The sequence below is a fragment of the Paenibacillus sp. genome, from assembly GCF_048976745.1.
Lineage (GTDB): Bacteria > Bacillota > Bacilli > Paenibacillales > Paenibacillaceae > Paenibacillus.
The window spans coordinates 1,160,344-1,185,811 of record NZ_JBHGUU010000006.1 but is presented as its reverse complement, the minus strand read 5'-3'; the positions used below and the strand labels follow the sequence as shown (position 1 = coordinate 1,185,811).

Here is a 25,468-nt window from a genome sequence, read left to right as displayed (position 1 = left end):
TAAAATTTAACTGATCATCACAGTGAATCGGGCGCATTTTCCAGATATATTGTTAAAAAACAGGTATGAAAGGTGGTTTAGCAATGAAAATTCTCATCGTTGGCTACTTTAGCGAGACGTCAAAATCAAATATTGAAAGGTATTTTCCAAAAGATTGGAACGTTGTAATTGTCCCGCCCGGACAAGAGATGCTGCATCATATTGAAGATTGCCAGGTAATCATCCCTGAACACATTAAAGTGGATTACAGCCTGCTTTCTGCCGCAAAAAAATTAAAATTGGTACAGACGGGTGCAGGATTCGATAATGTAGATGTTGCTGCCTGTTCACAGCTAGGCATTTGGGTCGCTAATGCTGCAGGGGTGAATGCGCAGGCAGTGGCCGAGCACGTAATGGCACTGATATTGTCTTTTTATAAAAACATACCGTTTCTTGATTCGTTCATGAAAAACACAATGGATGAAAATCAATTGGATTATACAGGGAGTGAATTAAAAGGCAAAACGATTGGGATTATCGGTTTGGGCGCGATCGGCAAAAAAGTTGCTACGTTTTGCAGGGTTTTTGATATGAATGTGCTGGCTTATGCGAGGAATGCCAATGTACAATCGAATGGTTTTGTGGAAATGACGGATTTCGATACACTTGTAAGCACAGCGGACATAGTCAGTGTACATATTCCTTTGAATCAGCAAACCAAACAACTGATCAACCAAGCGGTATTCAAAAAAATGAAGAATACCACTCTTTTTATCAATACAGCCCGCGGGGGGATTGTCAATGAAAGAGACTTGATTGATGCACTAAAAAACGGCGATATTATAGGCGCATGTCTGGATGTGTTTGAGTCAGAACCGCTACCTATGGAGAGTGAACTCCGGAATCTAGGTAATGTGATACTTACCCCGCATACAGCAGGAATGCCTGATGGTCGGAAATTTCATAAAAAAAGATATGATTTCTTTATAGAGAATATAAAACGTGTAGAAAATGGTGAAGAGCCTGAAAGCAAGCTCAATCAGATATTATAGTTATGGTGCAATAAAAATGAACTATATGACGCAGTTTGAGTAAACGATCGCGAATCATTTCATGATACAGCGATGATTAAATGTATGTGAACTATTTCATCTCTGTATAAGTTCAGCCAAAATGGTGAAATTAGATGCGAAACCAACGCCAGAAGCTCATGTGTTCCTCCTAACAATTGGGGTGCAGTTCACACATTGGTCAGCTGCTTTCTTATTTGTATTTCAGTTAACGTTCTCGTCGTCTAACTTATGCAATAGGAGTACCGTTAGGGATTTCAGTATCCGGTTTTAATAGAATAACATCTCCTTTTTCCAGGACTCCTCCCAAAACTAATACCTCCGATTTGAAACCAGCAATACGCCGAGGAGGAAAATTGACGATTCCTACAATTTGTCTTCCTATGATGTCCTCAGTCTTGTAACGCTTAGTTATTTGTGCACTTGAGGATTTCATGCCGATCTCCGGTCCAAAATCAATGTTAAGCTTTATCGCCGGGATCTTTGCTTTATCAAAAAACTCCGCTTCCGTAATCGTACCGACACGAATATCTAGTGCTACAAAATCATCGATCGTTGCCAATGTTTGACCTCCCCAGTGTTGTAGTTTAATGCGCTGGACGAAACGGCTTCAGGAGTCGTATCCCTTCCTCAATGGATCCCTCCATCAGTTCCAAGAGCTGAGGCACCAGTTCCTGCATCCGCGGTGCACTCAGGTGCCGATCGAGGGCATCCCGGTTTTCCCAGCGCTCGTAGATGATGAATGTACCAGGCTGGCCTTCTACCTCGTGAGCTTCATAGTCAATGTTACCCTGGTCGTTGCGTGACGGGGTGACAGCTGCAGTCATAAACGCCTTCATCTCGGCTTCTCTCCCTGCCTTAGCTCTAGCCTCCCATAGTACAGTAACGTAACGGTTATTTGTATCGTTCATGCTAATTCCTCCTAATTTATAGATAATAGTTAGCATCATGCTCTTATAAGCGACCAAATGAACGATTAAAGCCCTGGCCCGTAAGAACATCTTGACGAACCACATCCAAGCGACGTGTTTGGTATTCACTCAAAGCATTTATTATCGAATTCGGATACTGTTTAATGGCGTCCATGATGGCAACCGTATCATCGAGTGCATCATTAAAGCCTGCGCCTGACATTGGCGACATGGTATGAGCGGCGTCACCAATCAAGGTTATTCTTCCTTTTGACAATAGATTAGGGATCTATTCATTAACAGGGCCCCGATTAAACCGCGATCCTTAATCGCGATTTGCAAAATGGCATTATCTTCTGTGCTCCAATGGGCTTGGCTGAGTTGTAATAGTTCTTCCAGCAGCGAATCCGGAATAGCTTCACCGTATAAGGAATGCTGGGTAATCCCAGGTTCTTTAGCTGCCGCATGGAGCAAACGTTGTTGAATGGCTGACCAGGATTCAACATTGTTGTTGCCATTGGATGCCAAATGTCTAAGTTCTCGTTCCATTTCACTATTAGAATAAGGCTTCGTGTGTAGGCGAATAAAAGCACCATTCCTTAATGATGAATCTGCACGTTCAAGAATAGTCACTGTATAACCAGAACGGGATAACGCCAGCCCATCATTAGACCACCTAAAGATCCACCTACAATAATGGCATGTTCAAACTGTTGTTGTGACATCTGTCATACTCCCATTACTGCAGCTTCATCTGGCTGCGGAGCATCCGGTCGAGGAGTTTATCCGGGAGAATACGAACCAGTCGGGTCAGCATTGCCGAATCTCGGCCAGCCGTATAGCGGGTGCGCGGATTACTTGCGTGGATGGCTCGTGAAACTACTTCTGCCACTTTCTTAGGAGAAATACCGCTCGTTGCCCACGATTCAGCCTGCTCCTTCACGGCGTCAAAAAGACGATCATGACGTCTGTGCTGATCGGGCGTCATCAACTTGGACAGCCGATCGGCTGTCATAACCCCTTTCTCCGACAGGCTGGTGCTGACACCGCCTGGAGTAATCATGATAACTTTGAGTCCGAACGAGGACATCTCTCTGCGAAGGCTGTCATTGATCGCTTCCATCGCGTACTTTGCAGCTGAATAAATTCCGAAACCAGGCATTGAGATTTTGCCACCCACGGATCCGATGTTAACTACGCGTCCGCCGCTCTTCAGCAAGGCTGGAGTAAGTGCCTGAATAACCGCAACTTGCCCGATCACGCTGACTTCGATCTGACGGCGTAATTCATCCAGCGGAACCATCTCAAGAGGTGCATTAACGGCAATGCCGGCATTGTTGACCACCGCGCGCAACGGGCGACCAAGCGGATCTTGCTCTACTCGTTCGGCCAGCGCCCTTAGTGTGTCGATAGCAGTAATATCGAGAATCACAGGCTCGATATTTTTTTGTTTGATTTTGTCGGCATCTTCTTGACGGCGAACCCCGGCTAAAACGTGAAATCCTTCAGCGGCGAGCTGCTCCGCGGTAGCCCTGCCGATTCCACTTGAAGTACCTGTAACGACAACCATTTCTTGAGTTTTATATGGCATTGTAAACCTCCCGAGTTGAATAAGATATGAATCGTTGTATAGCACTGTTATACGGTGATTATAGCACCGCTATACAGAGCTGTCTATAGCGGTGCTATATATTTTTTTATATTGTGCTCCTCCTGCGATATGAACATCATTTTTGACAGGCCCTGCTTGATGTACTTTATTGTTTACGAGATACCGCGGCCTAAGGAGTGGGCTCATCGAAACCCACTGAAAATGAAAAAGATCGCCATCCTGCTTGGATAGGCGATCTCTCTTATAGGGTACTATGTATAGTCTTACATGGTCTGACATCTTTACCATGAAACGAAACAAAGCCCACATTGGGGCTTTGTCTGGAGTCTCCAGGCTCTGTCATTGATCCCTCATTTGGAACCTGCGTCCGGCATTGGGATCAAAATGATCTGCATTACGCTTTCACGAATGAGTTCAATAACATCAGACTGGGGGGGAGGTGTCTTGCGAATTTGAGACGTCACATACAGCCAAGAGGCCGTATTGGCGGAAGCCCAGACCAGATCTGCCGCAGCTTCGGCTGAAACAGCCAGTTTGCCTGCGGCAGCGACGTTTTGAACATTTTGTACCAGTGCTTGGTACGACTGATCTGCCGCCTCAATATGGGCGCCCTCGAGCAGCCGCCCCATCATTGCCGCATAAATCCGAGGACGGGCTGCCGCAAAGCGGACATAGTCATCCCACCCTTGACGCAGCGCCATCTCTGGAATAAGTGACTCGACTGCGGCAATTTTGCTTTCGAATAACTGTTTGAACGCTTCCACTATAGCTGCACTCAAGAGTCCATCGGCATTACCAAAGTGGTGGTAGAGTGTAGGAGCCGTAACCTGCGCGATCGAAGTGACAGCTCGCGTCGAAAAATGGGCTCCGCCCTCTTCCTCCAGTACCTTAAGAGCAGCTGATAATATTTTGTCATATGTGTTCATAACTTCTATTATAGCAGTGCTATATACGTATGTCCATGATGAAGGTTGTGCTCCTAACCATGATCAAGCGGATGAGATCACAGCTGGGTGATACGTCGCGTAAAGGGACATTTGATGGGACCCCAGATGAACATATTGGAGAACATAAGCATGAGGGCGGTAACATGTGTACAAACTTCATAAATTCCTTCGTTTTTATACCACTCCTTCTTTATTTGAGTCCTGTAGTATGACTTACATCGGATAACGAAGGAGAAGAACGAATGAAGAAAATGATGATGTTAAGCTTACTTATAGTTATTACGGCAGGAATGATCTGGTGCAACTGGGGGTTTGTTAGGACAGATCAGAATCAGCCGGACTCTATGGCTGGCACCAGCGGCTGGCAGGAAAATAGGCTTATTGCACATGCATTTGGCGGCGTTGACGGTGCTAGTTACACCAATTCTTATGAAGCATTTATAACCAATTACAATAGAGGGTACCGTTTGTTCGAGGTTGATCTTGTGCAGACGACGGACGGGAAGCTTGTAGCCAGACATGATTGGTCGCAGAGGTTACAGCCGGATTTGGCGGCTCATCACGGACGAAACGTAACCAATCTTCAATTTGCAAACTCGCTTATCATGGGAAGATTCCACCCGCTTACACTGCCGGACATACTGCAGTTGATGCAGCAATATCCTGATTTTTACTTAATTGTAGACACGAAAGCAGGCAGTAAAGAGCAAATCCAGCAGCAGTTTTCGTATCTAGTCAATGAGGCTCGACGTACGGATTCTGCACTGCTCAACCGGGTTATACCTGAAATTTTCAGCCCGGAAATGTATGACACGGTTATGGGAATCCACCCCTTTCCAAATAAAATATATTCACTTTACAAAACTGGCGCCTCCGCCGAAAGTATTGTAGAATTCGTAAGGGACAAACAACTGACAGCCGTTGCCATGCCTGTATACCGGGTGTATCTAAACCCCAATTTAGTTCCAGCACTAAATAAGTTGGGGGTGAATAGTTATGTTCACACCGTCAACAGCAGACCGGTTATGCAGATTCTGTCCAGGTTCGGGGTGCATGGATTTTACACGGATGAGGAAGAATCACCAGAGGAGTTGATGCTTGCAGACGCTCCCCCCCGCCATGTTGAATTTTCGGGATATATGAGTTCCGGATTAGCAAGTATAAGAAATATCGTGATGAAGGTGAGAAATAATGGCTATCAATAACATACTTGTTGTAGATGATGAACCGGAAATTCGAGAAGCGCTCGTTATTTATTTGAAAAGCGAAGATGTGAATGTATTCACTGCCTCTAACGGATTGGAGGCGCTGGAAATTCTTGAACAAGAAACCATTCATCTTATTATCATGGACAACATGATGCCACAGCTCGATGGAATTAAAACGACATTTAAAATTCGTGAAAACAAAAATATACCGATTATTATGCTTTCCGCCAAGTCAGAAGATAGCGACAAGATTTTGGGACTCAACGTTGGGGCTGATGACTATATTACGAAGCCGTTCAATCCTTTAGAGCTAATCGCCAGAGTTCGATCTCAACTGCGCCGGTTTACGAATTTAGGTTCCTTCCAGTCCAACGGGGATGAGCTCATTCAAGTAAGAGGACTCGTGCTGAACAAAAGCTCGAAGACTGTTGAGATAGATGGTGAGGACGTCAGACTAACCCCGAAAGAATACAAAATTTTGGAGCTGCTGATGGAGAACAAGGGCAGAGTCTTCTCAATCGAAGAGATTTATGAGCGCGTGTGGAATGAACTGATCTTCACTTCAGAGAATACGGTTGCCGTACATGTGAGAAACATCCGTGAAAAAATTGAAATCAATCCTAAAGACCCAAAATATTTAAAGGTGGTATGGGGAATTGGATACAAAATCGAGAAAAAATAAATCCGATCGGAAGGTTCCGATCGACCTTATTGTCATCATTGTCGCCGCGATCTTATGGATCCTCTTACTCATAAACTCGTATTCATACACGGGGTTGAGTCTGGACTATTCAACTTCAAGCTACATCCAGACACTGCTTGCCTTTATTATTCTTTGTCTACTGGCAAGCAGATTGTTTCTTTATTTTAAGGCACCCCGTAGTAGGCGTTCCTTCTGGCATGGCAGTCTGCTGATGGATTACTTTCATAGCTGGAGAACCGGTCTTAAAGCCAGTTTGCAAAACTGGAGACTAACGCTTGGCATCATCATGATGTTTTTGCTAACCGCGATAGCCGGCATTTGTATTTGGCAGGCAGCCACATATTACAGCATATATCAACAGGGCTCGCCCTTACTTTATGTATTGCTGTATGTGCTGTTCCTGGTTCCGTATATCCTTTCCAAGCTTGGTCGCTTCATCGCCATCATCAACGGGAGCAAAGAAATTGCCGAAGGCAATATTCAGAATACGATTCAGGTTACCGGCAAGGATACCCTATCCAAGCTTGCTGGCTATATTAACAATATGAAAGCCGGGTATCAAAGCGCGCTGGAGAATCAAATGAAGAGCGAACGGTTAAAAACAGAGCTGATTACCAACGTATCACATGATTTGAAGACCCCGCTCACTTCTATTATCAACTATGTTGATTTATTAAAAAAAGAAGATCTGTCTACGGAGACCAACCGAGCCTATATTGAAATCCTGGACCGGAAGGCGCTACGGATGAAGCTGTTGATTGAAGACCTGTTCGAAATCTCAAAGATGGCCAGCGGTACAGTAGAGCTGGATATAGAGTACGTCGATGTCGCAACCTTGCTGACACAGGCGATTGCCGAGTCCAACACCAGTATGGGACAAGCATCACCCGAGATTCGGGAGAGGATTGCAAAATTCCCCATCCATGCACATTTGGACGGCAATAAAATTTGGCGTGTATTCGAAAATTTGATTGGCAACGCGCAGAAATATTCGCTTCCGGGGACCAGAATCTATATTTATTTGGATGAGTCTGATGAACAGGTACTATTCAAAATTCAAAATACGGCTGCTTATGAGATTGATTTTGCTGCGGAAGAGTTGTTCGAACGTTTCAAAAGAGCAGATGAATCCCGCCAGACTGAAGGCTCCGGCCTAGGGCTGTCCATTGTGAAAAGCATCGTTGAACTGCACGGCGGGGAGATCAAAATCGAAATTCATGGCGATCAATTCAACGTTATTCTGCATTTGCCCAAACAGCGTTTAATCTAAAAGACCAAAACTAAGTTAACCCTCAATGCTCCTTTTCAGGATGGTTGAGGGTTAACTTTTCATTTTATTCAGATATTAAAGGTGAAACGCATAAATGGCTTAGCAACATTGCTCACTACATATTAGTCCAGAAGACTGTAGATCTGAATGCTCTCAACCTTGGCATCCTTGATATGGAATGACATCACATCCACATAATTGGATGGCTCGTAACGGAAGTCATCCTCTTCATCTGGAGCTCCATCACCAAGGAGTTTTCCCTCAGGGTAGGCGTTTTTGAGTGTATCCAGGCTGTCTCCTGCTTTAATGTTTCGAACTGTGGTGTACTTAGGATCTGTGATTTCAATATGAAAGATCGAGTCTTGTTTCCCTTCCGGTATACTGATTGTTTTAATCTCCAGACCAGGATACGTGTACACTTTTTCTGTAAAACCGATTAACGTATCCATGTTGGTTCCATCGTCGGCAGTGTACGTATGCGATTTCAGGTTATCCGGTTTGCCCAGCATCTGCTCCATCTGTTCTTCGTTCGCTGTATCCGAAATCGCGATGGTATGCTCATTATAGACAAAAGCAAGCTCCTTCAGCACGACATTGCCTTCCTTCTCCATCGAACCTTCTTTAATCGCTTCAGTACCCTTTTCTTCCGAATTTTCGGAAGCAGGTGCAGAAGAATTGGTTGCTCCTTCGCCTTTGCTTTGTTCATTCGTTGTGTTCTGTCCAGTTGCTGGAGATGTAGCATCACTGGATTGACAGCCCGTTAATGCCCCCGTTAGTAAAACACCTAGTACGATAAAACCTGCTGCTTTCTTTGTTATCTTCATCATGATCCCTCCATAAATATGTGATTTGTTCTTATGAAGTGATTATAAATAAAACATTTGTTAGTCTCATAACAGAAATGTACCAATCTTGTAACGTTACCTATTCAGGCTTGGGTTTAGATACAGGACTACGTACGAGGCAATACAATCGTAACGGTTGTTCCTTCCCCGATTTGACTTTCCATGTCGATATATCCGTTAAACCGCTCTACAATCTCTTTGCAAATGGATAGTCCGAGACCTGAACCGTTCGCTGTGCTTGCATTTTTCGCCCGGTAAAAGCGTTCCTGCACTCGGTCCAGCTCATCACCTGCGATGCCTATCCCTTCGTCACGTATCCTTATGAAAACCTCGCTTGACGTATATTCCATCTCCACTTCAATCTGTGAGTGATTGCCTGAGTATTTGATAGCGTTATCCACAAGATTAGCGATCGCATGGGACATCAGCATTGGATTTACGTTGGCATAGACTCTTGTCAGACCTCCATTTGCCGATCCTCCCTTCACTTTACTAACTTTGATCTCGATCCCTTTATCCTTAGCCTTGGCTCCCATATTCATTGCAACTTCCTGAATGAGTTCATTCATTTCCGTCTTCCGGGCTTCGAGTTCGTTAGAACCAGCCTTGTCAAATCGGGATAACAATAACAGTTCATTAATCAAGCGTGTCAGCCGATCCGATTCCTGCAGCAGATGAGCATAGATTTTTTGCAGCTCCTTGTTCTCCGTCTCCCCTTCAACCAAGTATTGAGAGAAACCACGAATGGCTGCCAAAGGTGTTTTTAACTCGTGAGATACATTGGAGACAAATTGTTTTTGATACTGGATATAATCATGAAGCTGCCGCCCCATGGAATCGAGTCCATCTGCCAGCATGCCCAGCTCATCCTTTCGCTTCAGATGAACTCTCCGAAACTCCTGCCTGGAGAAGCTTTGCGCAGCGCCAAGCAGCACCTTAATCGGTTTGGTTGTGCTACGTGCAATCCACAGACTGGATAACGTAATGAGTATAATAAATCCGCCTGCGCCGACAAACAGGATATAACGGATTTGATCCATAATTGCATAAAAGTAGGAAATGTCCTCCACGAACTCATATACATAAGCGTTTTCGTAGAATTGATCCTGAATGGGCGTCGCAAAATAAAGCAGATGATTTTCCGTTACAGTGTAGGCATAACTACCGCTCAGAGCTTTCTCAATATTTTGGTCAAAAATAAGCGGTTTGCCATCATTAATAATGATGCCATCCACAGCCAAGCCCAGCAACTGCTTGGAGCTGTTATAGATACGTACTTCCTTGCCTGAAGCTTTTAGCTTCTCCAGAGCAAGTCTGACGATTTCCTCCGTCTGCGGTTCTCCAGACGATGACCTATGTTGTGCCAGCACCTCACGAAAGGACAGCTCGGACAGATCCGCCTTCTCCATCATTTGTTTCTCAATCGTAACGAAGCTGTAGTAGTCAATGGCTTTATTCACCGCAAAAATGATGATGCCAAAAGAAAGCACGGAGAAAAATAAATAATTCAGCAGTAACCGGGTTGCATACTTCAGGCCTCGCCACCTCCAAGCTGATAGCCAAATCCATAGATCGTCCTGACATACTTCGGTTCGTCCGCGTTATCCTCCAGCTTTTTCCGTAATCGCATGATGGTCATATCCACACTGCGACTGTCCCCCATAAAGTCATATCCCCATCCGATCTGCAGCAGTTCATCCCGGGTAAAGATTTTTTCTGGCCTTTTGAGTAACGTTTCCAGAATTTTAAACTCTTTGGCCGTTAAAGACACGGGTACACCGTTTTTCAGCACTCTTCGGCTCTCCAGGTCAAAAGTCAGCTCTTCATGAATGATCCGTTTCGATTGCACTTCTGTCCCTTCACTTGTGCCCTCCCTACTCTCGTTTCTTCTCAGAATCACCTTGATCCGAGCGAGCAATTCACGATTGTCAAAGGGTTTGGTCATGTAATCTTCCGCCCCCAGCTCTAATCCCAGCACCTTGTCGATTATCTCATTTTTGGCAGAGAGCATGATGACAGGAACGGCACGTTTCCCGGTGATTTCCTTGCACAGGTCATATCCGGAGCAGTCTGGCAGCATCAGATCAAGTACCACTAAATCGGGTTGAAAAGAGTCGAGTAGCTGCAAGCCCGTTTTGCCGTCCTCTGCGGTCTGCACATCGTAGTTTTCTCGCCTTAGCACCAGCTCAATTAAATCTCGAATTGCGATTTCATCATCAATGACTAGGATTTTCTTCAACTGTACACCCCTATCTAGCCTTGTTTTCACCAGCTATAATCAATTATTAACCCATCTTAGCACAGGCGCTTTAGATTCCTCCACCAGCACGAAGATGAGGTATATTCCAACGAACCCAACATAACTTGTAATAAACCTGAAGAAAGGAGAACAATCCATGGATCTGCTCTGGGTACTCATTGTTGGTGGACTTATTGGCTGGTTAAGCGGCAACTTGATTGGGCGGGACGTACCGGGCGGTGTACTTGGGAACATTATTGCGGGTTTTATCGGTTCCTGGTTAGGAACGGAATTGCTGGGACCAAGGGGGCCGGTGATTGGCGGATTTCATATTATTCCAGCCATCGTTGGCTCGATTATCGCCCTGCTCATCTTCTTCGCTCTCGCACGTGGCGGAGCCTTCCGAAGACGTTAACCAAAAGAGGCGGAAACCGATACCGTTGTTTATTAGATATTTTCATAAAGATGCTGCCAAGGCATAAAAGTACAGGATAAACATAGAAGGACCGAAAGGATTCATCGATGGAGGATGAACACTTACGGTCCTTTTTTTATTTTTGTACTGATTTCATCCATTCTATATTTTAAGAGTTACAGTTTCCTATTATCCTGAATCACATCCTGGCAAGACGCTAATCATTATGATAGCCATCTTCATTATAATAATGCTCCAAATTTTGTTACATTTTACTGGCTTCCAAATGGTTTCGGCGGGATTGAACAATAGTTTAATTCGCTGTTCAATATCAGGTATTAATTATGTTTTTTTAGGAATTGAACCATCATCTCTCCTATTTCCTTAGCGTGTGTTTCTAATGCAAAATGACCCGTGTCCAATAAGTGAATCTCTGCATTGGGAAGATCCCTTTTAAAAGCCTCAGCACCTGCAGGTATAAAAGATACATCATTTTTCCCCCAAACAGCTAACAAAGGAGGTTGATATTGCTCAAGATATTGCTGAAACAGTGGATACATTCTCACATTTGTTTGGTAATCGTATATTAGATCCAGCTGCTTTTCATCGTTTCCTGGTCGATTCATATAAGCACGATCTAGAGTGTAGCCATCGGGAGAAACCAAATTATTTTTCGTTCCGTCCACATATTGATGTTTGATGGTATCATGTGCAAAGGCTGTTCTATAACGGTCTCTCTTCTCCAATGTTGGATTCTGCCAATACTCTTCTCTTGCAGCCCACTTTGTCCCCAGGCCCTCACGGTACACGTTACCATTTTGACTTATGATCGCTGTAATATGTTCTGGATTACGCATTGCAATCCGGAAACCAATGGGTGCTCCGTAGTCAAAAACAAATAATGCATACTTAGTAAGGTTTAGCTTAGCGATAAAAAGTTCGATGATATTTGTAATATTATCAAATGTATATTCAAAATCAGTACGTTCAGGTGATGATGAGTTTCCAAACCCTGGGTAATCCGGGGCAATTAAATGAAAGTGCTCTTCTAATACAGGAATTAATTCCCTAAACATGTGACTCGCGCTTGGAAACCCGTGTAGTAAAATAACTACAGGTTTGCCTACTGATCCCGATTGACGATAAAAGATTTCAATCCCATCTACATCAACTCTATGGTAAGTTGTCATGTGTAGTAGTCATCTCCTATTTCTGCAAATATATTGTTTGTTCGATGAATCCGTAAACCTGTATCTTCAAGTTGTCATGTGAGCAGCTCCCAAGACGGCCTGCTACTTCATTGTTTAGTTTACATCCGTTCTTTCCATCATGTATAATTCGAAAACATGATCTTATCTATCTTTATTTCAGATACCTTGATTTTAGTGGAGGCTTTATGGACATTCATTTGTTAGAGATTTTTATTCAAGCAGCTCGTGAAGGCAGCATTTCAAAAACAGCCAAAAAGTTAAACTATGCACAGTCCAATGTCACAAACAAGGTTCAGCAATTGGAAGCTGAGCTTCAGACAACATTGTTTTATCGCCATAAAAAGGGAATTACCCTTACTCCTTCTGGAGAAGTTTTGGTATCTTATACCGAAAAGATTTTAAACATGATGGATGAAGCAAGAGCGGCAGTTGGGAATGCTTCTGTTCCTTCCGGCCCTCTTACCATTGGTTCTATGGAAACCACAGCAGCGGTTCGGTTACCCACAGTTATTGCTAAATATCATATAAAATATCCTGCTGTAGACTTTTCTCTTATTACCGGATCAACGGAAAAGCTGCTTCAGGCAGTTCTTCATTATGAACTTCATGGAGCATTTGTTTCTGGTCCTATTCAACATCCTGATTTATCACAAGAAAAAGTTTTTGAAGAGACACTTGTACTCGTAACGTCCCCTACACATCCTTGGGTAGATTCTATCCATGAATTACAAAATCATACCATGTTGGTATTTCCTAAAGGGTGTACATATCGCGCCAAGCTTAATTCTGTTTTACAAGATGAAGGTTTACTACCCGCCAAACTAATGGAATTCGGAACTCTTGAAACAATTCTTGCTTGTGTAAGTGCAGGCTTAGGGATTACTTTACTCCCCTATTCAATAATTGCCGATTATGAGGATCGAGGAAAGGTAATCAGTCATCCACTTCCCGCCAAGCTTTCTTCTGTAACAACCATGTTTGTAAAGCGTAAAGACACCTTAACTACACCGGCATTATCTGCTTTTTTAGTTGAAGTGAATAATAATCTCTCGGAAAAACTTCACTAATCTTAACCAAGTTTTTTCACAACTTGTATCGAAAAAAAGTCGCTAAACCCGCTGTGTATTGCACTATGTAAACTAACCTGCCCGTTAGTTAAAACAAAAGCAACCAATCTAAGATGATAGGTTGCTTGTTATTGTTATTAAGCTATCGTTTCCCGTTAACCCGTTGTTCCAGACTGCGGATATGAATGAACTTCCCCCCATGACTATATTAATCTTCCTGATCGCAATCCGTATAATCGTTGATTTTCGTTTTAATTGGTACGAGGTGCATAAGCGCAAAGAAAGACGCGTACGCCTTCAGTGATGATACGTTTGGTTTGTTCCTCTTCCAATGTCCCTGTTTTTTTAGGTTGATTAAATACCAATAAAAACGTTAATGCAGCGAAGTGTTTTGTAGCCATTTCAGGATCGGGCACATCGAGTAATCCGGTATGTCCAAACTCTGTAAACCTCCTGATAATCCCCTCTTCCGTTGCGTTATCCAGCCTTTCAAAAAGCGAGTCTGGCAGGTTGGCGGCTTCCACCGTAAGCAGACGGATCAAAGCCATGTAGTCGGACGAACCGTTCGCAGAAGCTACGATTTGTTCGCAAAATAAGATGAGCGCCTGCTTCAGATCCTCAAATTCCAAGAGGTGGTCTGAAATCCCTTGCTCGATCATGTTAAGAACAGCCAAACTGGATTCTTCCACAACGGCAAGCAGTAGATTCAGTTTGTCGCCATAATAATCATAAACTGTCCGTTTGGAAACTCCCGCCTTAGCTGCGACCGCATCAACGCTGGATCGATCAAACCCATCAGAAAGAAACAGGTCTCGTGCTGCCGCAATAATTTTAGCTCGTTTGTCTGAAGAGCCTTTGCGGATTTTCTTGTTTTCCGTGTGATCCATTCTTACGTTTCCCCCTTATTGGTATACCATCAGAAATTGATTAGAGTTCTGTTTACAAACTACACTGCACGGTGTAGTATAACAAATGTGGCATATCAAATCAATGATCAGGGAGGATTCTATTCATGAATACCAAGCCGTCTTTTGTTGATGTTCTCATTGTTGGGGCCGGACCTACAGGGCTTACACTTGCCTGTGATCTGGCTCGTCGAAACGTCAACCATCGTATTATTGAACGAAGCTCCTTATACAACGTTGCTTCTCGCGCCAAAAGCATCCAGCCTCGCTCGCTCGAAGTCGCCGATGATTTGGAGGCTGTCCACTACATTATAGACACGGGTGTTGTGGATTTGCCTGTTCGTTTTTATACCGCAGATGGCAGGAGTGTGGACAAACCGGCTATTACCGTTGCAGCCAGCCCCGAACTTGAAACACCCTATCGTGATCCGGTCTGGATTGCTCAGTATGATGTAGAAAAAGCATTGCGCGACCGATATGCAGTGCTTGGTGGTCAAGTTGAGTTGGGCATGGAAGCTGTAGAGCTTATTCAGGATGTGGATGGTGTAACGGTAACCGTGAATTCACCACAAGGAGAAGAGCACATTCGCGCGCGTTATGTCGTCGGCGCTGACGGGGGCAAAAGCAACATCCGCAAGTTTATTCACTTACCGCTGATTGGGGAAACACACGATGATGAGCGCTGGTATCTTGGCGATGTACGATTGAAAGGGTTAGATCGTGACCATATCCATATCTGGACATCTTCGGAGGGGATGGTTGGGGTGACCCCGCTGCCAAAATCCGATATTTGGCAACTGCAGGCTACCATTCCGCAAGACATCGAAGAACCAGAGCAGCCGTCGCTAGAGGCGTATCAAGCGATGTTTGACCGGCGCGCCGGGGCCGGACGTGTTTGGCTCACGGATGCTTCCTGGCTGTCCATCTATCGGGTCAACGTTCGTATGGTTGAATGTTACCGTAACGGCAGGGTCTTCCTTGCCGGCGATGCTGCTCATGTTCATTCACCTGCCGGCGGTCAAGGCATGAATACGGGGATGCAGGACGCATACAATCTCGGCTGGAAGCTGGCGGCTGTGATACGGGGCGCGGACACCTCCTTACTCGACACGTACGATGAGGAGCGCCGCCCAGTGGCTCAAGCCGTGCTTGAGGACAGCACGAAGAAGATGGGAGTGGTCATAGGAACGGCGACTGAAAGCGGAGGATTGTCCCAATCTTTGAGCACCATTTCCGACGATCTGACGAGTGGGCTTCTCATTTCCTATCGCTCAAGTTCGCTTACCCGTCGTTCTGCTCGAACAAATGTTACACGTTCATTTCCCGGGGATCGTGCTCTTAATGCTACGGGCCTGCAAGGAACCGGATTTGCAGGAAGCCTCTTTGACCTGTTACGCGGCCCACACTGGACCCTTTTGGCTTTTGCAAACAGCATCCATCCTTCGCTGAAAAACTTCACCAACAACAAACTCCATGTACATTATATCCTGCCATCGAACGTGGAGGGAGCGACGGAAGGCATAATAGACACCGCAGGTAATGCCTATCGAATTTACGATGTAACAAGTGAAGAACTCATATTGATTCGTCCCGATGGTTACATTGCACTGCGTACCTCCATTGATGATATTACATCGATTTCGAATTACTTGAATGACATTTATCGTACGAACTGGTTTGGACAAGGCCAGCGGGAAATAAGATAAATTCAAGAGGAAATCAAAGAAGGGCAACTTTTGTCATCAAAAGCGGCCCCTCTCCTTTTACTTCAATCCATTTTTTTAATTTAACCTCTTAAAATACAATCTTTAATCTAATTTGACATTCCGGCTAGCTGTAAAACATCTTCTAATTTCAATTTTCCAATAACCATATACCCTTTTTGATCTCCCAGTGGTTTTAGAATAACAGTCTCCATACTCGAAAGTTCTCCTAGTCCTATCCCGGGAGGAAAAGAATGAGCCATAATTACTCTGTTAACATGAGTTGGAGGTATTTGTTCAATTTCATTTGTAAATGCTTGCAATGTACTATTTATTTTTTCAGTGCTCGGATTTTGACTGAGATTATATATGTTTAACCAGAAATCATTTACTTTTACCTGTTGTGTACCAAAAGCAATCTGAGCCGTTTGCAGGGTTCTACATAAAGGGCTTGCTTCTATGGGTATTTGGACAGGAATGTTTAATTTACGGATAGCCTCGCCATACTTTTCAGCTTGTTCTTTTCCCAATACACTTAAATTCCGCTGCGTAGTGCAATCTGTTAGACTAAAGTTTTGTTGATCTTCCCCAACAGTTGCGTCTCCATGTCGGATATAAAGGATGTATCCGCCTTTTTGAAGATCTTTTATGAGAGAAGATCCGGTAATCTCTGCTCCCCAAGCACTATAAGTTGTTCCAAGCAACAGAAAAAAACAGGGTACAAAAATGAATAATCGGTACATTTCTCTTCCACCTTTTTTCTTCTACACTCCCCTTTATTGCGATAACTTATACAACGTGCTTCATTTCTACGTCAATCGAAAATCTACGTCATGCTACAATCCAGACTACTGAAAAATCGTTCAACAAAAACATCACCATATATTTTCTTCATATGCGCTGTGTTAAAAATATATTGTTCCATAGGCTCAAGCTTGCGCAGACTGCGTACCAGTATTTTTCGATCATCGTCAGATAGATTAGGGTCATCGTCTATCTTTGTCAGAGCATTTTTCACACGTGCGGATACCTGTTCAACATACATATGGTTTTTGGATTTTGGTGGAATACATTGCGTCAGGTCACAGCTCACAAAACGAACACCGTCAAGGATACAGTTTTCAAAATTGGCGATTAGCTTTTGTTTGCCATTCCCCTCAAACGTAATATCCACTAGCTTTCCGGTAAAGGAACAATTGACGATATTCGCCACTTGTAAAATCCGGTCATTGAATCTGCATTTAACAAAAGTACAGTCGATAAACGTAGCGTTCTCCAATGTCATGCCTCTCATATCACAGGAGGAAAATTCGCAATTGGTGAAAACAGCTTCGTCTTTGGCAATGCCAACAGAGCGCAGGTCGGAACGAATAAATGTACAATGATCAATCGTACTACCGGCAAAAAATCTCGCATTTGTAAGATCGCAGGTATCAAATATAAGATGTTGCAAGTTACAGCTCCAAAATATGGGTGAACCAACATTTGAGTTGATTATGGTCGTTCCACTTATCGATTCGTGTTCATACCTGACAATGTCAGAAAATAATTCGTTGTTTGCTGAGATACCAGACTCAAGTTTTCTCATCCCTCTCACCCTATCAGTCCCTCGAGATGTATTGTTATTACTAATATAAGCTCTCTGCGTTGATCCAGACATGGGAACGCAAGCCCCATGATTGATCTCTGACATACCAATCATATTATGAGGATGCAGACCAGCGTCGGTGTTTCTTTTTTTGATGTCTTCAGGGAATAAAAACTTCCGGGTAATCCTTTCGCCAAGCGCCGATACATCCAACTAAACAGGCAGTATAACATGTCATTGCACTGCCATTCTCGTTTGTTTCATATTCGATGGCGACATTGATGCCGGATTCGCGCCATGCCAGAAACGGACCGCTGCCCCCGAGCCAATCCCCTTCTTCATACAATGCAGGTTGACCGTATTCACGAATGAACTCATCTGGTGTTGAGTTCATTGCCATTCCTGCAGGAAGTTGTCCGGGAAACGGGGTATGGATTCGATCATCCGATCCAGGAGCAAGAAAATGGACGGCACCGATCATCCATTCATCCGTGTTCAGATCGTCACGTCCAGTCAGTTCATGGATTTTCGGTGAGCGATAAACGTCTAGGCGGATAGATGACTTTACAGACCAAATAATGTCGTCACTAAAACATCCGCTCGCCTTCGGCATACGTTTGACACCGAAGGATTGCAATACTTGTTGAACACACTTGGAATCGTAAGGCTGACCCAGCATGGCAATGAGGTGTTCAGACGGTTCTTTCATGGTTAGTAGCACACCTTTCTCTTTGCTCAAGCACATTCACCTTTGGCTACATCATTGTGCAACAAGCAACTTTTTCAGCATAATCATCAACATATTTCGTGCTCAGATTACCTCTTTCCTGCAATTAAAGAGGAAAACCTTTATCATTAAATAACGATTAGATCGATCATCAAAAAAGCATTGAATCTCATCCCTCCTACATTACATAGGCCTAGTGGGGATTGAGACTCAATGCTTTAAGCGGTTTTACCCGGGGATAAAAACAAGTATGATATTTAATTTGCAGCCCTTAATAGCTGAATTTTGTTGATCTTACATCGTTAACTATCTCTACTCTTTGGAGTCGCCTTCTCATTTTACTCTAAAATTGTATTGAGCATATCTGGTTACGAGAAGGACAGCACTGGATAGATAGGCTACAGTCAACACGATGATCACAGCGGTTAGTCCCCATAGTGGAGGACCTAGAAACATCGCCACCACAAAACCCAATGAAATAAGGCTGTTTACGAGTGAGAAAAGAGGACTATTGGTTTCCAACTCCGTTGTATAAGGTTGAATCACATAGTATAACAACAGATGATGTACTGAGAAAAATACAGCCATTGCAATGCTTATAACCCAGATAGGAAGTAGTAAACGTATATCCTGTCCTCCAGTTAATACAAGTATAGATACACTTACTACAGCTGCTAAACAAGAACCTAACTTTAGATTGATGTTTAATATACTTCTAAATCGTAACAGAAAGTGTTGCTTCGCTTGCTGACGGTAAAATGGATAGCGCATTAACGGCTTATCAACATGGTAGAATAGAGCCTTACAGATCTGGCTACCTACGGTCAGATTTAGCATGACCATAATGATTAAAGGTGAGAATCTTTCAATTGAATGTAGTGAAAGATGATCTTTGAAAATGAGCACCAACAAAGGCAGGAGTATACCTATAATCATAATAGCCCATAAACGTCTGTGGAACGGTGCACGGAGTAGAGCGGAATGCCTGGTAACAAAAATTTCGTGTAATTGCTTGTATCCCTTTTTTTCTAATGTGCGCTGCTCGTTGACATGAAGGTTAGACGAGGTAGGCCTGCTAAGGTCATGTTCTTTTGACTCAACCAGTCTCTGTTGAAGATCAGCAATCCGTATTTCTGGGTTCAACAATGGATCAGCATGTTTTGTAACTGCGCGCACTGCAGATGTGAAATCCGTATGTTTTAGTAAAACATAGCCACAGATAACCCCGGACAACGATATCAGCGTCATAAGCCATGGTTGATCCAATATCACAGATCCAAATAGAGGAAGGTTCAGTTTTGTGAAGGGAAGGTAAGCCAAAGTCAGTGCCAGCAACATGCTTAAACTCGTAGCCCATGTTTTCTGTACAAGAACAATTCCTCTCCATTTAAATAATGCCAGGTGTAAAAATTCACATATCACTCGCCAAAAGGTCATAATGCCCACAATTAACAATGCATGAGTCGTTGAAAAGGTAAAGAGAACCGAAACCAGCGTAATTGCAATCCCTTGATAGAAGAAAAATGTCGTATACCGATAAACTAGCGTAGCTCGCATAAATTTGGTTGGGATTATCCGCATAAGTCGGACAGATGTATACTTCATTTTGGTTGATTCCAACACTTTTGCACTCGTTACGCCAGCCATTACGCCACTTATGCAAAAGTACATATGAAGAAAAAGGGTAAAATGCTCCGTACTATTTATATTTTTTGTCCATAAGAGCATGGGCAATGCAAGCATTCCCCCGAAATATAATAAGCTTTCCAATAAACCAGCAAGAAATAATAAAATAACCGCAATTGCACCGATTGTACGTTTTGTCCGAAAAGCAGCATACGTTTGTTCACTGATTAAATGACCTACAAACGGTGACTTTTGTGTGAAATAGATCAGACGGTTGACCAGCGTAATCATCTGTAACTGCCACATGCGAGAAATTGTACTAATCATTCCCGTCATTGGCGTTCTCCTTCGTACTTTCATTTTGGCTTTCATGTCGTAATAATTCAACTACCTGTTCTTCAAAGTTGGGCTGAGTAAGGATTTCAGGTGAAATCCGTGTTAAACTCCCATGATTTAAAATAATTAACTCATCACACAGATCCGTTGCCAATTGTAATATATGGGTCGAGAAAATTAAGATATGATCTTTTTTTAAATCACGTAGCAATTGTTTCATCTCACTCGCAACGATGACATCAAACGAAGTTAAAGGTTCATCCAACAGAATCACTGCAGGTTTTATGAGTAAAAATAACAACATTTGAACTTTATTTTTCATTCCATGCGAGTAATGTTTAATGAGCTTATGTCGGTCATCCTGCGCAATGTGCATCATGTCAAACAGAGCATCAATATTGTTTCCTCGTCCTTCAATTACATCTACGTTCACATCAATAAAAAAACGTACAAATTCATATCCCGTCAGAAATTCTGGTAACAGTGGCAATGAATAAACGTAACCTACATCATCCATTTCCAAGTCACGCGCTTTTGATCCGTTGATGAGTTTCATTTTGCCGCCATCCACTTGGATCTCGCCACCTAAACAATTGAATAACGTTGTTTTTCCGGCGCCATTACGCCCAAGAAGACCGTAGATCTTTCCCTTTTCAAATTGAAAACTTAAATTGGCTAATACTTTTTTTTCACCAAAACTCTTCTCTACATTTTGTAATACCAGTTCCATTTATTTGATCCTCGCTTTCAAACCATTTCGATTTTTGTTTCACGTTTTTATTCATATTTAATAATTGTTTAGTTTTCATACCTATCAATCCCTTCAGTTTTTTGATAAAAGGATAAGAATTAATCCTTTTAATAAGGTAATCGTCTTATTTGTCCAATATCACTCATCTTGGAAATAGACAATTACTCAAACCAATATTCTATTTTGATAGATGCAAGTCCTTCCCTTTGCAGATAAAAGAATATTCAATACAACAAAAAAAGCCGCTAAAAAAGCGACTTCCAATGGGCATATGTTCTATCCATCCAGAATTAATTTTTCTATGTTATGCCTAATCACCAAACTTTACTTCATCTTCGTTTGGAATTAATTCATACAACGTACGAACATCACAACTGATGGAATCGGCGATTGATATGGCAATTTTGAGCGGCATCACTCTTTTGTTCTCAATAAAGTCGGTAATTCGTTCGGGTTTAAACAGTAATTCTTTTGCCAGCCATTCTTCTGATTTTCCATATTCCAATAATCGTTCTTTCAACAAGCAACGTCCTAGTTCAAATTTCAAGAAACGATGACCTCCTCCGTAAAAAGTATGTTAACTAATTTTCTCCCTTCGAGCATGTGTTTGAAAATTGATCGCCCCTACTCCCTTACCTTCCTCTCACAGAAATGGCGGTACATCTCTTCACTCTATCCACCCTTTTATCTTTTAGACCTCACCAACAGAGGAAGCGTAAAATACGTCTCCATGCATATGTTTAATTCTATCCCAGTTTGCGGGATTGGTTGTGTCTAGGGATCGGTTCTCCATGATTGCTTGATATAGATCAGTTTTTTCTTCCAAATGAGCTAAGTGCCGTTTGGCTTCTTCAAACTTGGCAAGAGCTGCTTCCTTATGCTTCATCATAAGTGTATAACGTTGTCGAATCGTTGAATCTCCTTCGAGACAGAAATCAACATATATTTTAATGGTTTCGATTGGCATCCCGGATTGTTTGAGACATTTAATCCCATGTAACCAGTTGATTGATTCTTCGTCAAACATTCGAATATTATTCTGATTGCGCTGTACACTTGGCACCAAGCCTTTATCTGTATAAAAGCGAATAGCATGCTCCGTAAGTCCTGTTATCTGCGCGGCTTCTTTAACGGTGTGCATGAGAAGACCTCCTTGAAAAAAATTTCGAAGTATGCTTGCCTTCGTGTAACACGAAGGTGATAGGTTTATTGTAATGCAACTATACCATTAAGGGAAAGCCCTGTTGAGGTGCCCAAATTTTGAATCTAATGGCTGTTGCATATTACATTTAATCATTAGGAGGAATTACAATGCAAACCGTAACATTAAACAATGGTGTGAAAATGCCGATGATCGGCTTTGGTGTTTACCAAGTTCCAGATGCTGAAACATGCGAGAATGCAGTATATGAAGCGCTGATGGCTGGTTATCGGTTGATTGACACTGCATCCGGTTATTTAAATGAGGAAGCGGTTGGACGTGCGATCAAACGCAGTGGCGTGCCTCGTGAGGAACTGTTCATCACGACCAAACTCTGGGTCCAGGATGCCAGTTACGAGAGTGCTAAGCTGGCTTTCGCCAAATCCTTGAGTAAGCTACAGTTAGATTATCTCGATTTATACCTTATTCACCAGCCGTTTGGGGATTACTACGGTGCTTGGCGTGCAATGGAAGAGCTGTATCGTGAAGGGGAAATCAAGGCGATCGGTGTCAGTAACTTCCTGCCCGACCGTCTGATGGACCTTATCGTGCACAATGAAATTGTGCCAGCTGTTAACCAGGTCGAAACGCACCCGTTCTATCACCAAACCGAGAGCGCCACCTTTATGAAAGAACAAGGAGTTCAACATCAGTCGTGGGCTCCGTTCGCTGAAGGACTTAATAACATGTTTGGCAACGAAGTGCTGACATCGATTGCCGCAAAACACAGTAAGTCTGTCGCGCAGGTTGTGTTACGTTGGCTTGTTCAGCGTGGAATCGTTGTAATTCCAAAATCAGTGAATAAAGAGCGGATCGTCGAAAATTTGAACATATTCGATTTTGAGTTAAGTACCGAAGATATTGAACAGATTTCGGCCCTGGATACACGGGAGAGTCTTTTCTTATCGTACCGCGATCCAGAAGTCGCCAAACGGATGGGTAACTGGAAAATTGATCTGTAAACCGGAATAAACCTATAAAAAAGAAAGGCTCGTACAGGCAGGGGATGATGATTTCCCTGCCCAATACGAGCGTTTACGTCAAATGCACTCAAACGGTTGATCCGGGTGTGTACTTTTAGCAATCGTTTCATTTCATGTAGCGATATTCTAATAGATCCTTCAAGTTTGAGATTTTCCGCTGCAGCTTCTCCCCGACATTGGTTTCCCTCACCAGCTTCCGCTCCAGTTCTTTGTCCACCAATCTTTTTAGAGATAACACGTCTGTTCCGTTACATAACACATCTTCTTTTGAATTAAATTTCTGATGGGCGACGAGCTGCATGCCAAAGGAATTGTACAGCAAGGTATATCCGGCAATGCCCGTTGTGGACTGATAGGCTTTGGAAAAACCGCCGTCAATGACGATCATTTTTCCGTTTGCTTTAACAGGGCTCTCTCCACGACTTTCTTTGACTGGCGTGTGACCGTTAATGACATGTCCGTGATCTGGATTCAAATCAAACTCCTGCAAAATTTTTCGAGTGATCTCTTCATTTTCACGTAAATGGTAGTAAGGGTTCTTTCTCTCCTTATGTGCTTCTTTATCTTGGATAAAATAACGTTCAAAAGTGGTCATTTCTCTCTTTCCAAAGAGCGAGGAACATTCCCCTGTCCAGATGTACCATACCATATCCGTCGCCAGATCTTCTGTCTCTTCCGGATGAGCAAAGGCGTAACGTAAGTGATCTTCAAAAACATCGAGCAACTGACGGCCCGCATACATCTTGTCTTCAATCTGCATTTCTTCCATATTTCCTTCTTCATCCAAAGGAATACAGCCGTGGATTAACAAATTCCCGTTGTATTTTAAATAAAGACTACCCTTTTTCATCAAAAAATTCATATGTCTGGCCAGCTTTTCGGAATGCTGAACGGAGAACAGCAGCTTCTCCATCACCTGGCGTTCTTCCTCCAGCAATTGTTCAGGCTTCTGTGGATTTACGGTTGCGAAACAGGTGTTTTCCAGCAGGTATGTTTTGCCGCAGATGTTAATTTCATTGTTGTCGTAATCAATCAGCTCAAGCAAAAGTCTTTCAGACATATTAAAGTACGGGCGTCTCTTGATAATCGGGATTTCAAGTTTAAACTGCATCATAGCAATGGCTTGATGAATTTTGGTGATCTGCAAAATCTCCTGCTCCGATAGGTTATGACCAGCCTGTAGTTTAGGTCTGAACGATGGATTGTCCTCATAGTATTTCTCCGCCAAGTTCAGCAGTGGGCGAAGATTGATTCCGTATACATCTTCGATGATATCCAGATTGTCATATCTGGCGCAGATCCGGATAATATTCGCAAGGCAGACCAGGGAACCTGCGTAGGCACCTATCCAGAGCACATCATGGTTCCCCCACTGAATATCTACGGAATGGTAATGGATTAACGTATCCATAATTTTATCGGGGTCCGGCCCCCGGTCATAAATATCACCAACCACATGAAGATGGTCAACCACCAGGCGCTGGGTCGTATAAGCCAGGCCGATAATCAGATTATCCGCCTGGCCCAAGGATATAATTTGCCGATATATTTCCTCGTAATAAGGATCTTTATTGTTGGTCGAATCCGTCTTGTATAGAAGCTCTTCTACAATATATACATACTGCTCCGGCAGAGCTTTACGCAATTTCGAGCGTGTATACTTGGAAGAGGCGTAAGAAATAAGCTTAAGCATGTGTTCAATCGTTTGTCTGTACCACAGGTCCAGAGCCTGTTTATTGCTCAGCTCCCCTATGACCAGCTTAATTTTTTCTTCCGGATAATAAACGAGCGCCGCAAAATCATTGATTTCTTGGTCCGTCCAAACCTCACGAAATAATTCTTTGATTTTCTCTTTGACCGTACCTGAACCGTTTCGTAGTACATGCTGAAAAGCTTGAAACTCCCCATGCAAATCACTGACAAAATGCTCAGTTCCCTTCGGCAGATTGGAGATCGCTTCGAGGTTGATGATCTCTGTTATGATTTTTTCTTCCGTATCATATTTCTGGGCCAATAAATCTAAAAATTGCTCATCCAAAACAGATGTCCCCCTTCAATAATGTATGGTGTTGTATAGCCGGGTCCAAAAGCTTTAGACCTATAATAAAAACCACTCTATATATGTTTTTACAAACGGAATTTTTACTAAGTGCCATCCGCACAGGTCATTA

27 protein-coding genes are annotated in these 25,468 nt (G+C 43.1%); 8 read left to right on the top strand and 19 right to left on the bottom strand.

All coding sequences use genetic code 11. The annotated features are described in order from the left end of the window. Nucleotides 1-83: 83 nt before the first annotated feature. Complete coding sequence (locus tag ACE3K2_RS11850; protein ID WP_421890011.1) at nt 84-1,031, top strand: NAD(P)-dependent oxidoreductase; 948 nt, start codon at nt 84-86, stop codon at nt 1,029-1,031. 247 nt (nt 1,032-1,278) lie between these two features. Here ACE3K2_RS11850 and csaA read toward each other — a convergent pair whose 3' ends face one another. The 6 genes from csaA to ACE3K2_RS11820 all read right to left on the bottom strand — a co-directional run bounded on the left by csaA (nt 1,279) and on the right by ACE3K2_RS11820 (nt 4,498). Beyond that, nucleotides 1,279-1,611 carry a chaperone CsaA gene (gene csaA / locus ACE3K2_RS11845; protein ID WP_421890009.1) on the bottom strand — a complete coding sequence of 111 codons (333 nt, stop codon included), beginning with the start codon at nt 1,609-1,611 and terminating at the stop codon, nt 1,279-1,281. A gap of 25 nt (nt 1,612-1,636) precedes the next feature. After that, complete coding sequence (locus tag ACE3K2_RS11840) at nt 1,637-1,960, bottom strand: putative quinol monooxygenase (RefSeq protein WP_337031447.1); 324 nt, start codon at nt 1,958-1,960, stop codon at nt 1,637-1,639. Between the two features lie 43 nt (nt 1,961-2,003). Continuing rightward, nucleotides 2,004-2,216 carry an FAD-dependent monooxygenase gene (locus ACE3K2_RS11835; RefSeq protein WP_421890007.1) on the bottom strand — a complete coding sequence of 71 codons (213 nt, stop codon included), beginning with the start codon at nt 2,214-2,216 and terminating at the stop codon, nt 2,004-2,006. Nucleotides 2,217-2,218: 2 nt separating this feature from the next. Then, nucleotides 2,219-2,488 carry a hypothetical protein gene (locus ACE3K2_RS11830; protein WP_421890005.1) on the bottom strand — a complete coding sequence of 90 codons (270 nt, stop codon included), beginning with the start codon at nt 2,486-2,488 and terminating at the stop codon, nt 2,219-2,221. Between the two features lie 211 nt (nt 2,489-2,699). Continuing rightward, nucleotides 2,700-3,551, bottom strand: a complete 852-nt coding sequence (locus ACE3K2_RS11825; protein ID WP_421890003.1) for an SDR family oxidoreductase — start codon at nt 3,549-3,551, stop codon at nt 2,700-2,702. A 371-nt stretch (nt 3,552-3,922) separates the two neighbouring features. Continuing rightward, nucleotides 3,923-4,498, bottom strand: a complete 576-nt coding sequence (locus ACE3K2_RS11820) for a TetR/AcrR family transcriptional regulator (RefSeq protein ID WP_421890001.1) — start codon at nt 4,496-4,498, stop codon at nt 3,923-3,925. 263 nt (nt 4,499-4,761) lie between these two features. Here ACE3K2_RS11820 and ACE3K2_RS11815 point away from each other — a divergent pair, with 263 nt between their 5' ends. From ACE3K2_RS11815 to ACE3K2_RS11805, 3 genes are read left to right on the top strand one after another with little or no spacing between them, the layout of a single operon-like run. After that, nucleotides 4,762-5,724 (top strand): phosphatidylinositol-specific phospholipase C/glycerophosphodiester phosphodiesterase family protein, encoded by a 963-nt coding sequence (locus ACE3K2_RS11815; RefSeq protein ID WP_421889999.1) that lies wholly within the window; start codon nt 4,762-4,764, stop codon nt 5,722-5,724. Beyond that, on the top strand, nt 5,711-6,409 hold the full coding sequence (locus tag ACE3K2_RS11810) for a response regulator transcription factor (protein ID WP_421889997.1): 699 nt from the start codon (nt 5,711-5,713) through the stop codon (nt 6,407-6,409). Before ACE3K2_RS11815 ends, ACE3K2_RS11810 begins: the two co-directional genes overlap by 14 nt. Then, a complete protein-coding gene (locus ACE3K2_RS11805) occupies nt 6,384-7,700 on the top strand; it encodes a sensor histidine kinase (protein ID WP_421889995.1) in 1,317 nt (438 codons plus the stop codon). The genes ACE3K2_RS11810 and ACE3K2_RS11805 overlap by 26 nt, the downstream gene beginning before the upstream one ends. A 122-nt stretch (nt 7,701-7,822) precedes the next feature. Here ACE3K2_RS11805 and ACE3K2_RS11800 read toward each other — a convergent pair whose 3' ends face one another. The 3 genes from ACE3K2_RS11800 to ACE3K2_RS11790 form a co-directional block, all read right to left on the bottom strand. Next, the gene (locus ACE3K2_RS11800; protein WP_421889993.1) at nt 7,823-8,527 is read right to left on the bottom strand and encodes a hypothetical protein; all 705 of its coding nucleotides are present in this window, start codon (nt 8,525-8,527) and stop codon (nt 7,823-7,825) included. Between the two features lie 125 nt (nt 8,528-8,652). After that, nucleotides 8,653-10,005: a sensor histidine kinase gene (locus ACE3K2_RS11795; RefSeq protein ID WP_421889991.1), complete on the bottom strand. Its 1,353-nt coding sequence runs from the start codon at nt 10,003-10,005 to the stop codon at nt 8,653-8,655. Nucleotides 10,006-10,076: 71 nt separating this feature from the next. Next, nucleotides 10,077-10,784 (bottom strand): response regulator transcription factor, encoded by a 708-nt coding sequence (locus ACE3K2_RS11790; protein ID WP_421889989.1) that lies wholly within the window; start codon nt 10,782-10,784, stop codon nt 10,077-10,079. 157 nt (nt 10,785-10,941) lie between these two features. Between ACE3K2_RS11790 and ACE3K2_RS11785 the strand changes: the two genes are divergently transcribed. Further along, nucleotides 10,942-11,199, top strand: a complete 258-nt coding sequence (locus ACE3K2_RS11785) for a GlsB/YeaQ/YmgE family stress response membrane protein (protein ID WP_024630063.1) — start codon at nt 10,942-10,944, stop codon at nt 11,197-11,199. Nucleotides 11,200-11,537: 338 nt separating this feature from the next. Here the strand turns inward: ACE3K2_RS11785 and ACE3K2_RS11780 are convergent, their stop codons facing one another. Beyond that, a complete protein-coding gene (locus ACE3K2_RS11780) occupies nt 11,538-12,389 on the bottom strand; it encodes an alpha/beta fold hydrolase (RefSeq protein ID WP_421889987.1) in 852 nt (283 codons plus the stop codon). 206 nt (nt 12,390-12,595) lie between these two features. On the opposite strand from ACE3K2_RS11780, the gene ACE3K2_RS11775 reads away from it, so the two are divergent. After that, on the top strand, nt 12,596-13,477 hold the full coding sequence (locus ACE3K2_RS11775; protein ID WP_421889985.1) for a LysR family transcriptional regulator: 882 nt from the start codon (nt 12,596-12,598) through the stop codon (nt 13,475-13,477). 251 nt (nt 13,478-13,728) lie between these two features. Here ACE3K2_RS11775 and ACE3K2_RS11770 read toward each other — a convergent pair whose 3' ends face one another. Continuing rightward, nucleotides 13,729-14,364 (bottom strand): TetR/AcrR family transcriptional regulator, encoded by a 636-nt coding sequence (locus ACE3K2_RS11770; RefSeq protein WP_421889983.1) that lies wholly within the window; start codon nt 14,362-14,364, stop codon nt 13,729-13,731. Between the two features lie 125 nt (nt 14,365-14,489). Between ACE3K2_RS11770 and ACE3K2_RS11765 the strand changes: the two genes are divergently transcribed. Beyond that, nucleotides 14,490-16,088: an FAD-dependent monooxygenase gene (locus tag ACE3K2_RS11765; RefSeq protein WP_421889982.1), complete on the top strand. Its 1,599-nt coding sequence runs from the start codon at nt 14,490-14,492 to the stop codon at nt 16,086-16,088. Nucleotides 16,089-16,195: 107 nt separating this feature from the next. On the opposite strand, the gene ACE3K2_RS11760 is transcribed toward ACE3K2_RS11765, so the two are convergent. The 7 genes from ACE3K2_RS11760 to ACE3K2_RS11730 all read right to left on the bottom strand — a co-directional run bounded on the left by ACE3K2_RS11760 (nt 16,196) and on the right by ACE3K2_RS11730 (nt 22,254). Then, complete coding sequence (locus ACE3K2_RS11760) at nt 16,196-16,828, bottom strand: histidine phosphatase family protein (RefSeq protein ID WP_421889980.1); 633 nt, start codon at nt 16,826-16,828, stop codon at nt 16,196-16,198. 83 nt (nt 16,829-16,911) lie between these two features. Then, complete coding sequence (locus ACE3K2_RS11755) at nt 16,912-17,673, bottom strand: pentapeptide repeat-containing protein (protein ID WP_421889978.1); 762 nt, start codon at nt 17,671-17,673, stop codon at nt 16,912-16,914. 160 nt (nt 17,674-17,833) lie between these two features. Then, the gene (locus tag ACE3K2_RS11750; protein WP_421889976.1) at nt 17,834-18,412 is read right to left on the bottom strand and encodes a hypothetical protein; all 579 of its coding nucleotides are present in this window, start codon (nt 18,410-18,412) and stop codon (nt 17,834-17,836) included. Nucleotides 18,413-18,733: 321 nt separating this feature from the next. Further along, on the bottom strand, nt 18,734-20,362 hold the full coding sequence (locus tag ACE3K2_RS11745; RefSeq protein ID WP_421889974.1) for a hypothetical protein: 1,629 nt from the start codon (nt 20,360-20,362) through the stop codon (nt 18,734-18,736). Further along, the gene (locus tag ACE3K2_RS11740) at nt 20,346-21,092 is read right to left on the bottom strand and encodes an ATP-binding cassette domain-containing protein (protein ID WP_421889972.1); all 747 of its coding nucleotides are present in this window, start codon (nt 21,090-21,092) and stop codon (nt 20,346-20,348) included. Before ACE3K2_RS11740 ends, ACE3K2_RS11745 begins: the two co-directional genes overlap by 17 nt. Nucleotides 21,093-21,423: 331 nt before the next feature. Further along, nucleotides 21,424-21,660 carry an XRE family transcriptional regulator gene (locus ACE3K2_RS11735; protein WP_421889970.1) on the bottom strand — a complete coding sequence of 79 codons (237 nt, stop codon included), beginning with the start codon at nt 21,658-21,660 and terminating at the stop codon, nt 21,424-21,426. A 144-nt stretch (nt 21,661-21,804) separates the two neighbouring features. After that, a complete protein-coding gene (locus ACE3K2_RS11730; protein ID WP_421889968.1) occupies nt 21,805-22,254 on the bottom strand; it encodes a MerR family transcriptional regulator in 450 nt (149 codons plus the stop codon). Nucleotides 22,255-22,424: 170 nt separating this feature from the next. On the opposite strand from ACE3K2_RS11730, the gene ACE3K2_RS11725 reads away from it, so the two are divergent. Further along, nucleotides 22,425-23,276, top strand: coding sequence for an aldo/keto reductase (locus ACE3K2_RS11725; protein WP_421889966.1), 852 nt, complete (start codon nt 22,425-22,427; stop codon nt 23,274-23,276). Between the two features lie 127 nt (nt 23,277-23,403). Here the strand turns inward: ACE3K2_RS11725 and ACE3K2_RS11720 are convergent, their stop codons facing one another. Then, on the bottom strand, nt 23,404-25,335 hold the full coding sequence (locus ACE3K2_RS11720; RefSeq protein ID WP_421889964.1) for a fructose-1,6-bisphosphatase: 1,932 nt from the start codon (nt 25,333-25,335) through the stop codon (nt 23,404-23,406). Nucleotides 25,336-25,468: the final 133 nt, after the last annotated feature.

What these genes read in the sequence shown, in the direction of transcription:
- ACE3K2_RS11850 (WP_421890011.1), top strand. Translation starts at nt 84, where the DNA reads ATGAAAATTCTCATCGTTGGCTACTTTAGCGAGACGTCAAAATCAAAT.
- ACE3K2_RS11840 (WP_337031447.1), bottom strand. Translation starts at nt 1,960, where the DNA reads ATGAACGATACAAATAACCGTTACGTTACTGTACTATGGGAGGCTAGA.
- ACE3K2_RS11825 (WP_421890003.1), bottom strand. Translation starts at nt 3,551, where the DNA reads ATGCCATATAAAACTCAAGAAATGGTTGTCGTTACAGGTACTTCAAGT.
- ACE3K2_RS11820 (WP_421890001.1), bottom strand. Translation starts at nt 4,498, where the DNA reads ATGAACACATATGACAAAATATTATCAGCTGCTCTTAAGGTACTGGAG.
- ACE3K2_RS11815 (WP_421889999.1), top strand. Translation starts at nt 4,762, where the DNA reads ATGAAGAAAATGATGATGTTAAGCTTACTTATAGTTATTACGGCAGGA.
- ACE3K2_RS11810 (WP_421889997.1), top strand. Translation starts at nt 5,711, where the DNA reads ATGGCTATCAATAACATACTTGTTGTAGATGATGAACCGGAAATTCGA.
- ACE3K2_RS11800 (WP_421889993.1), bottom strand. Translation starts at nt 8,527, where the DNA reads ATGATGAAGATAACAAAGAAAGCAGCAGGTTTTATCGTACTAGGTGTT.
- ACE3K2_RS11785 (WP_024630063.1), top strand. Translation starts at nt 10,942, where the DNA reads ATGGATCTGCTCTGGGTACTCATTGTTGGTGGACTTATTGGCTGGTTA.
- ACE3K2_RS11780 (WP_421889987.1), bottom strand. Translation starts at nt 12,389, where the DNA reads ATGACAACTTACCATAGAGTTGATGTAGATGGGATTGAAATCTTTTAT.
- ACE3K2_RS11775 (WP_421889985.1), top strand. Translation starts at nt 12,596, where the DNA reads ATGGACATTCATTTGTTAGAGATTTTTATTCAAGCAGCTCGTGAAGGC.
- ACE3K2_RS11770 (WP_421889983.1), bottom strand. Translation starts at nt 14,364, where the DNA reads ATGGATCACACGGAAAACAAGAAAATCCGCAAAGGCTCTTCAGACAAA.
- ACE3K2_RS11765 (WP_421889982.1), top strand. Translation starts at nt 14,490, where the DNA reads ATGAATACCAAGCCGTCTTTTGTTGATGTTCTCATTGTTGGGGCCGGA.
- ACE3K2_RS11760 (WP_421889980.1), bottom strand. Translation starts at nt 16,828, where the DNA reads ATGTACCGATTATTCATTTTTGTACCCTGTTTTTTTCTGTTGCTTGGA.
- ACE3K2_RS11755 (WP_421889978.1), bottom strand. Translation starts at nt 17,673, where the DNA reads ATGAGAAAACTTGAGTCTGGTATCTCAGCAAACAACGAATTATTTTCT.
- ACE3K2_RS11745 (WP_421889974.1), bottom strand. Translation starts at nt 20,362, where the DNA reads ATGACGGGAATGATTAGTACAATTTCTCGCATGTGGCAGTTACAGATG.
- ACE3K2_RS11740 (WP_421889972.1), bottom strand. Translation starts at nt 21,092, where the DNA reads ATGGAACTGGTATTACAAAATGTAGAGAAGAGTTTTGGTGAAAAAAAA.
- ACE3K2_RS11730 (WP_421889968.1), bottom strand. Translation starts at nt 22,254, where the DNA reads ATGCACACCGTTAAAGAAGCCGCGCAGATAACAGGACTTACGGAGCAT.
- ACE3K2_RS11725 (WP_421889966.1), top strand. Translation starts at nt 22,425, where the DNA reads ATGCAAACCGTAACATTAAACAATGGTGTGAAAATGCCGATGATCGGC.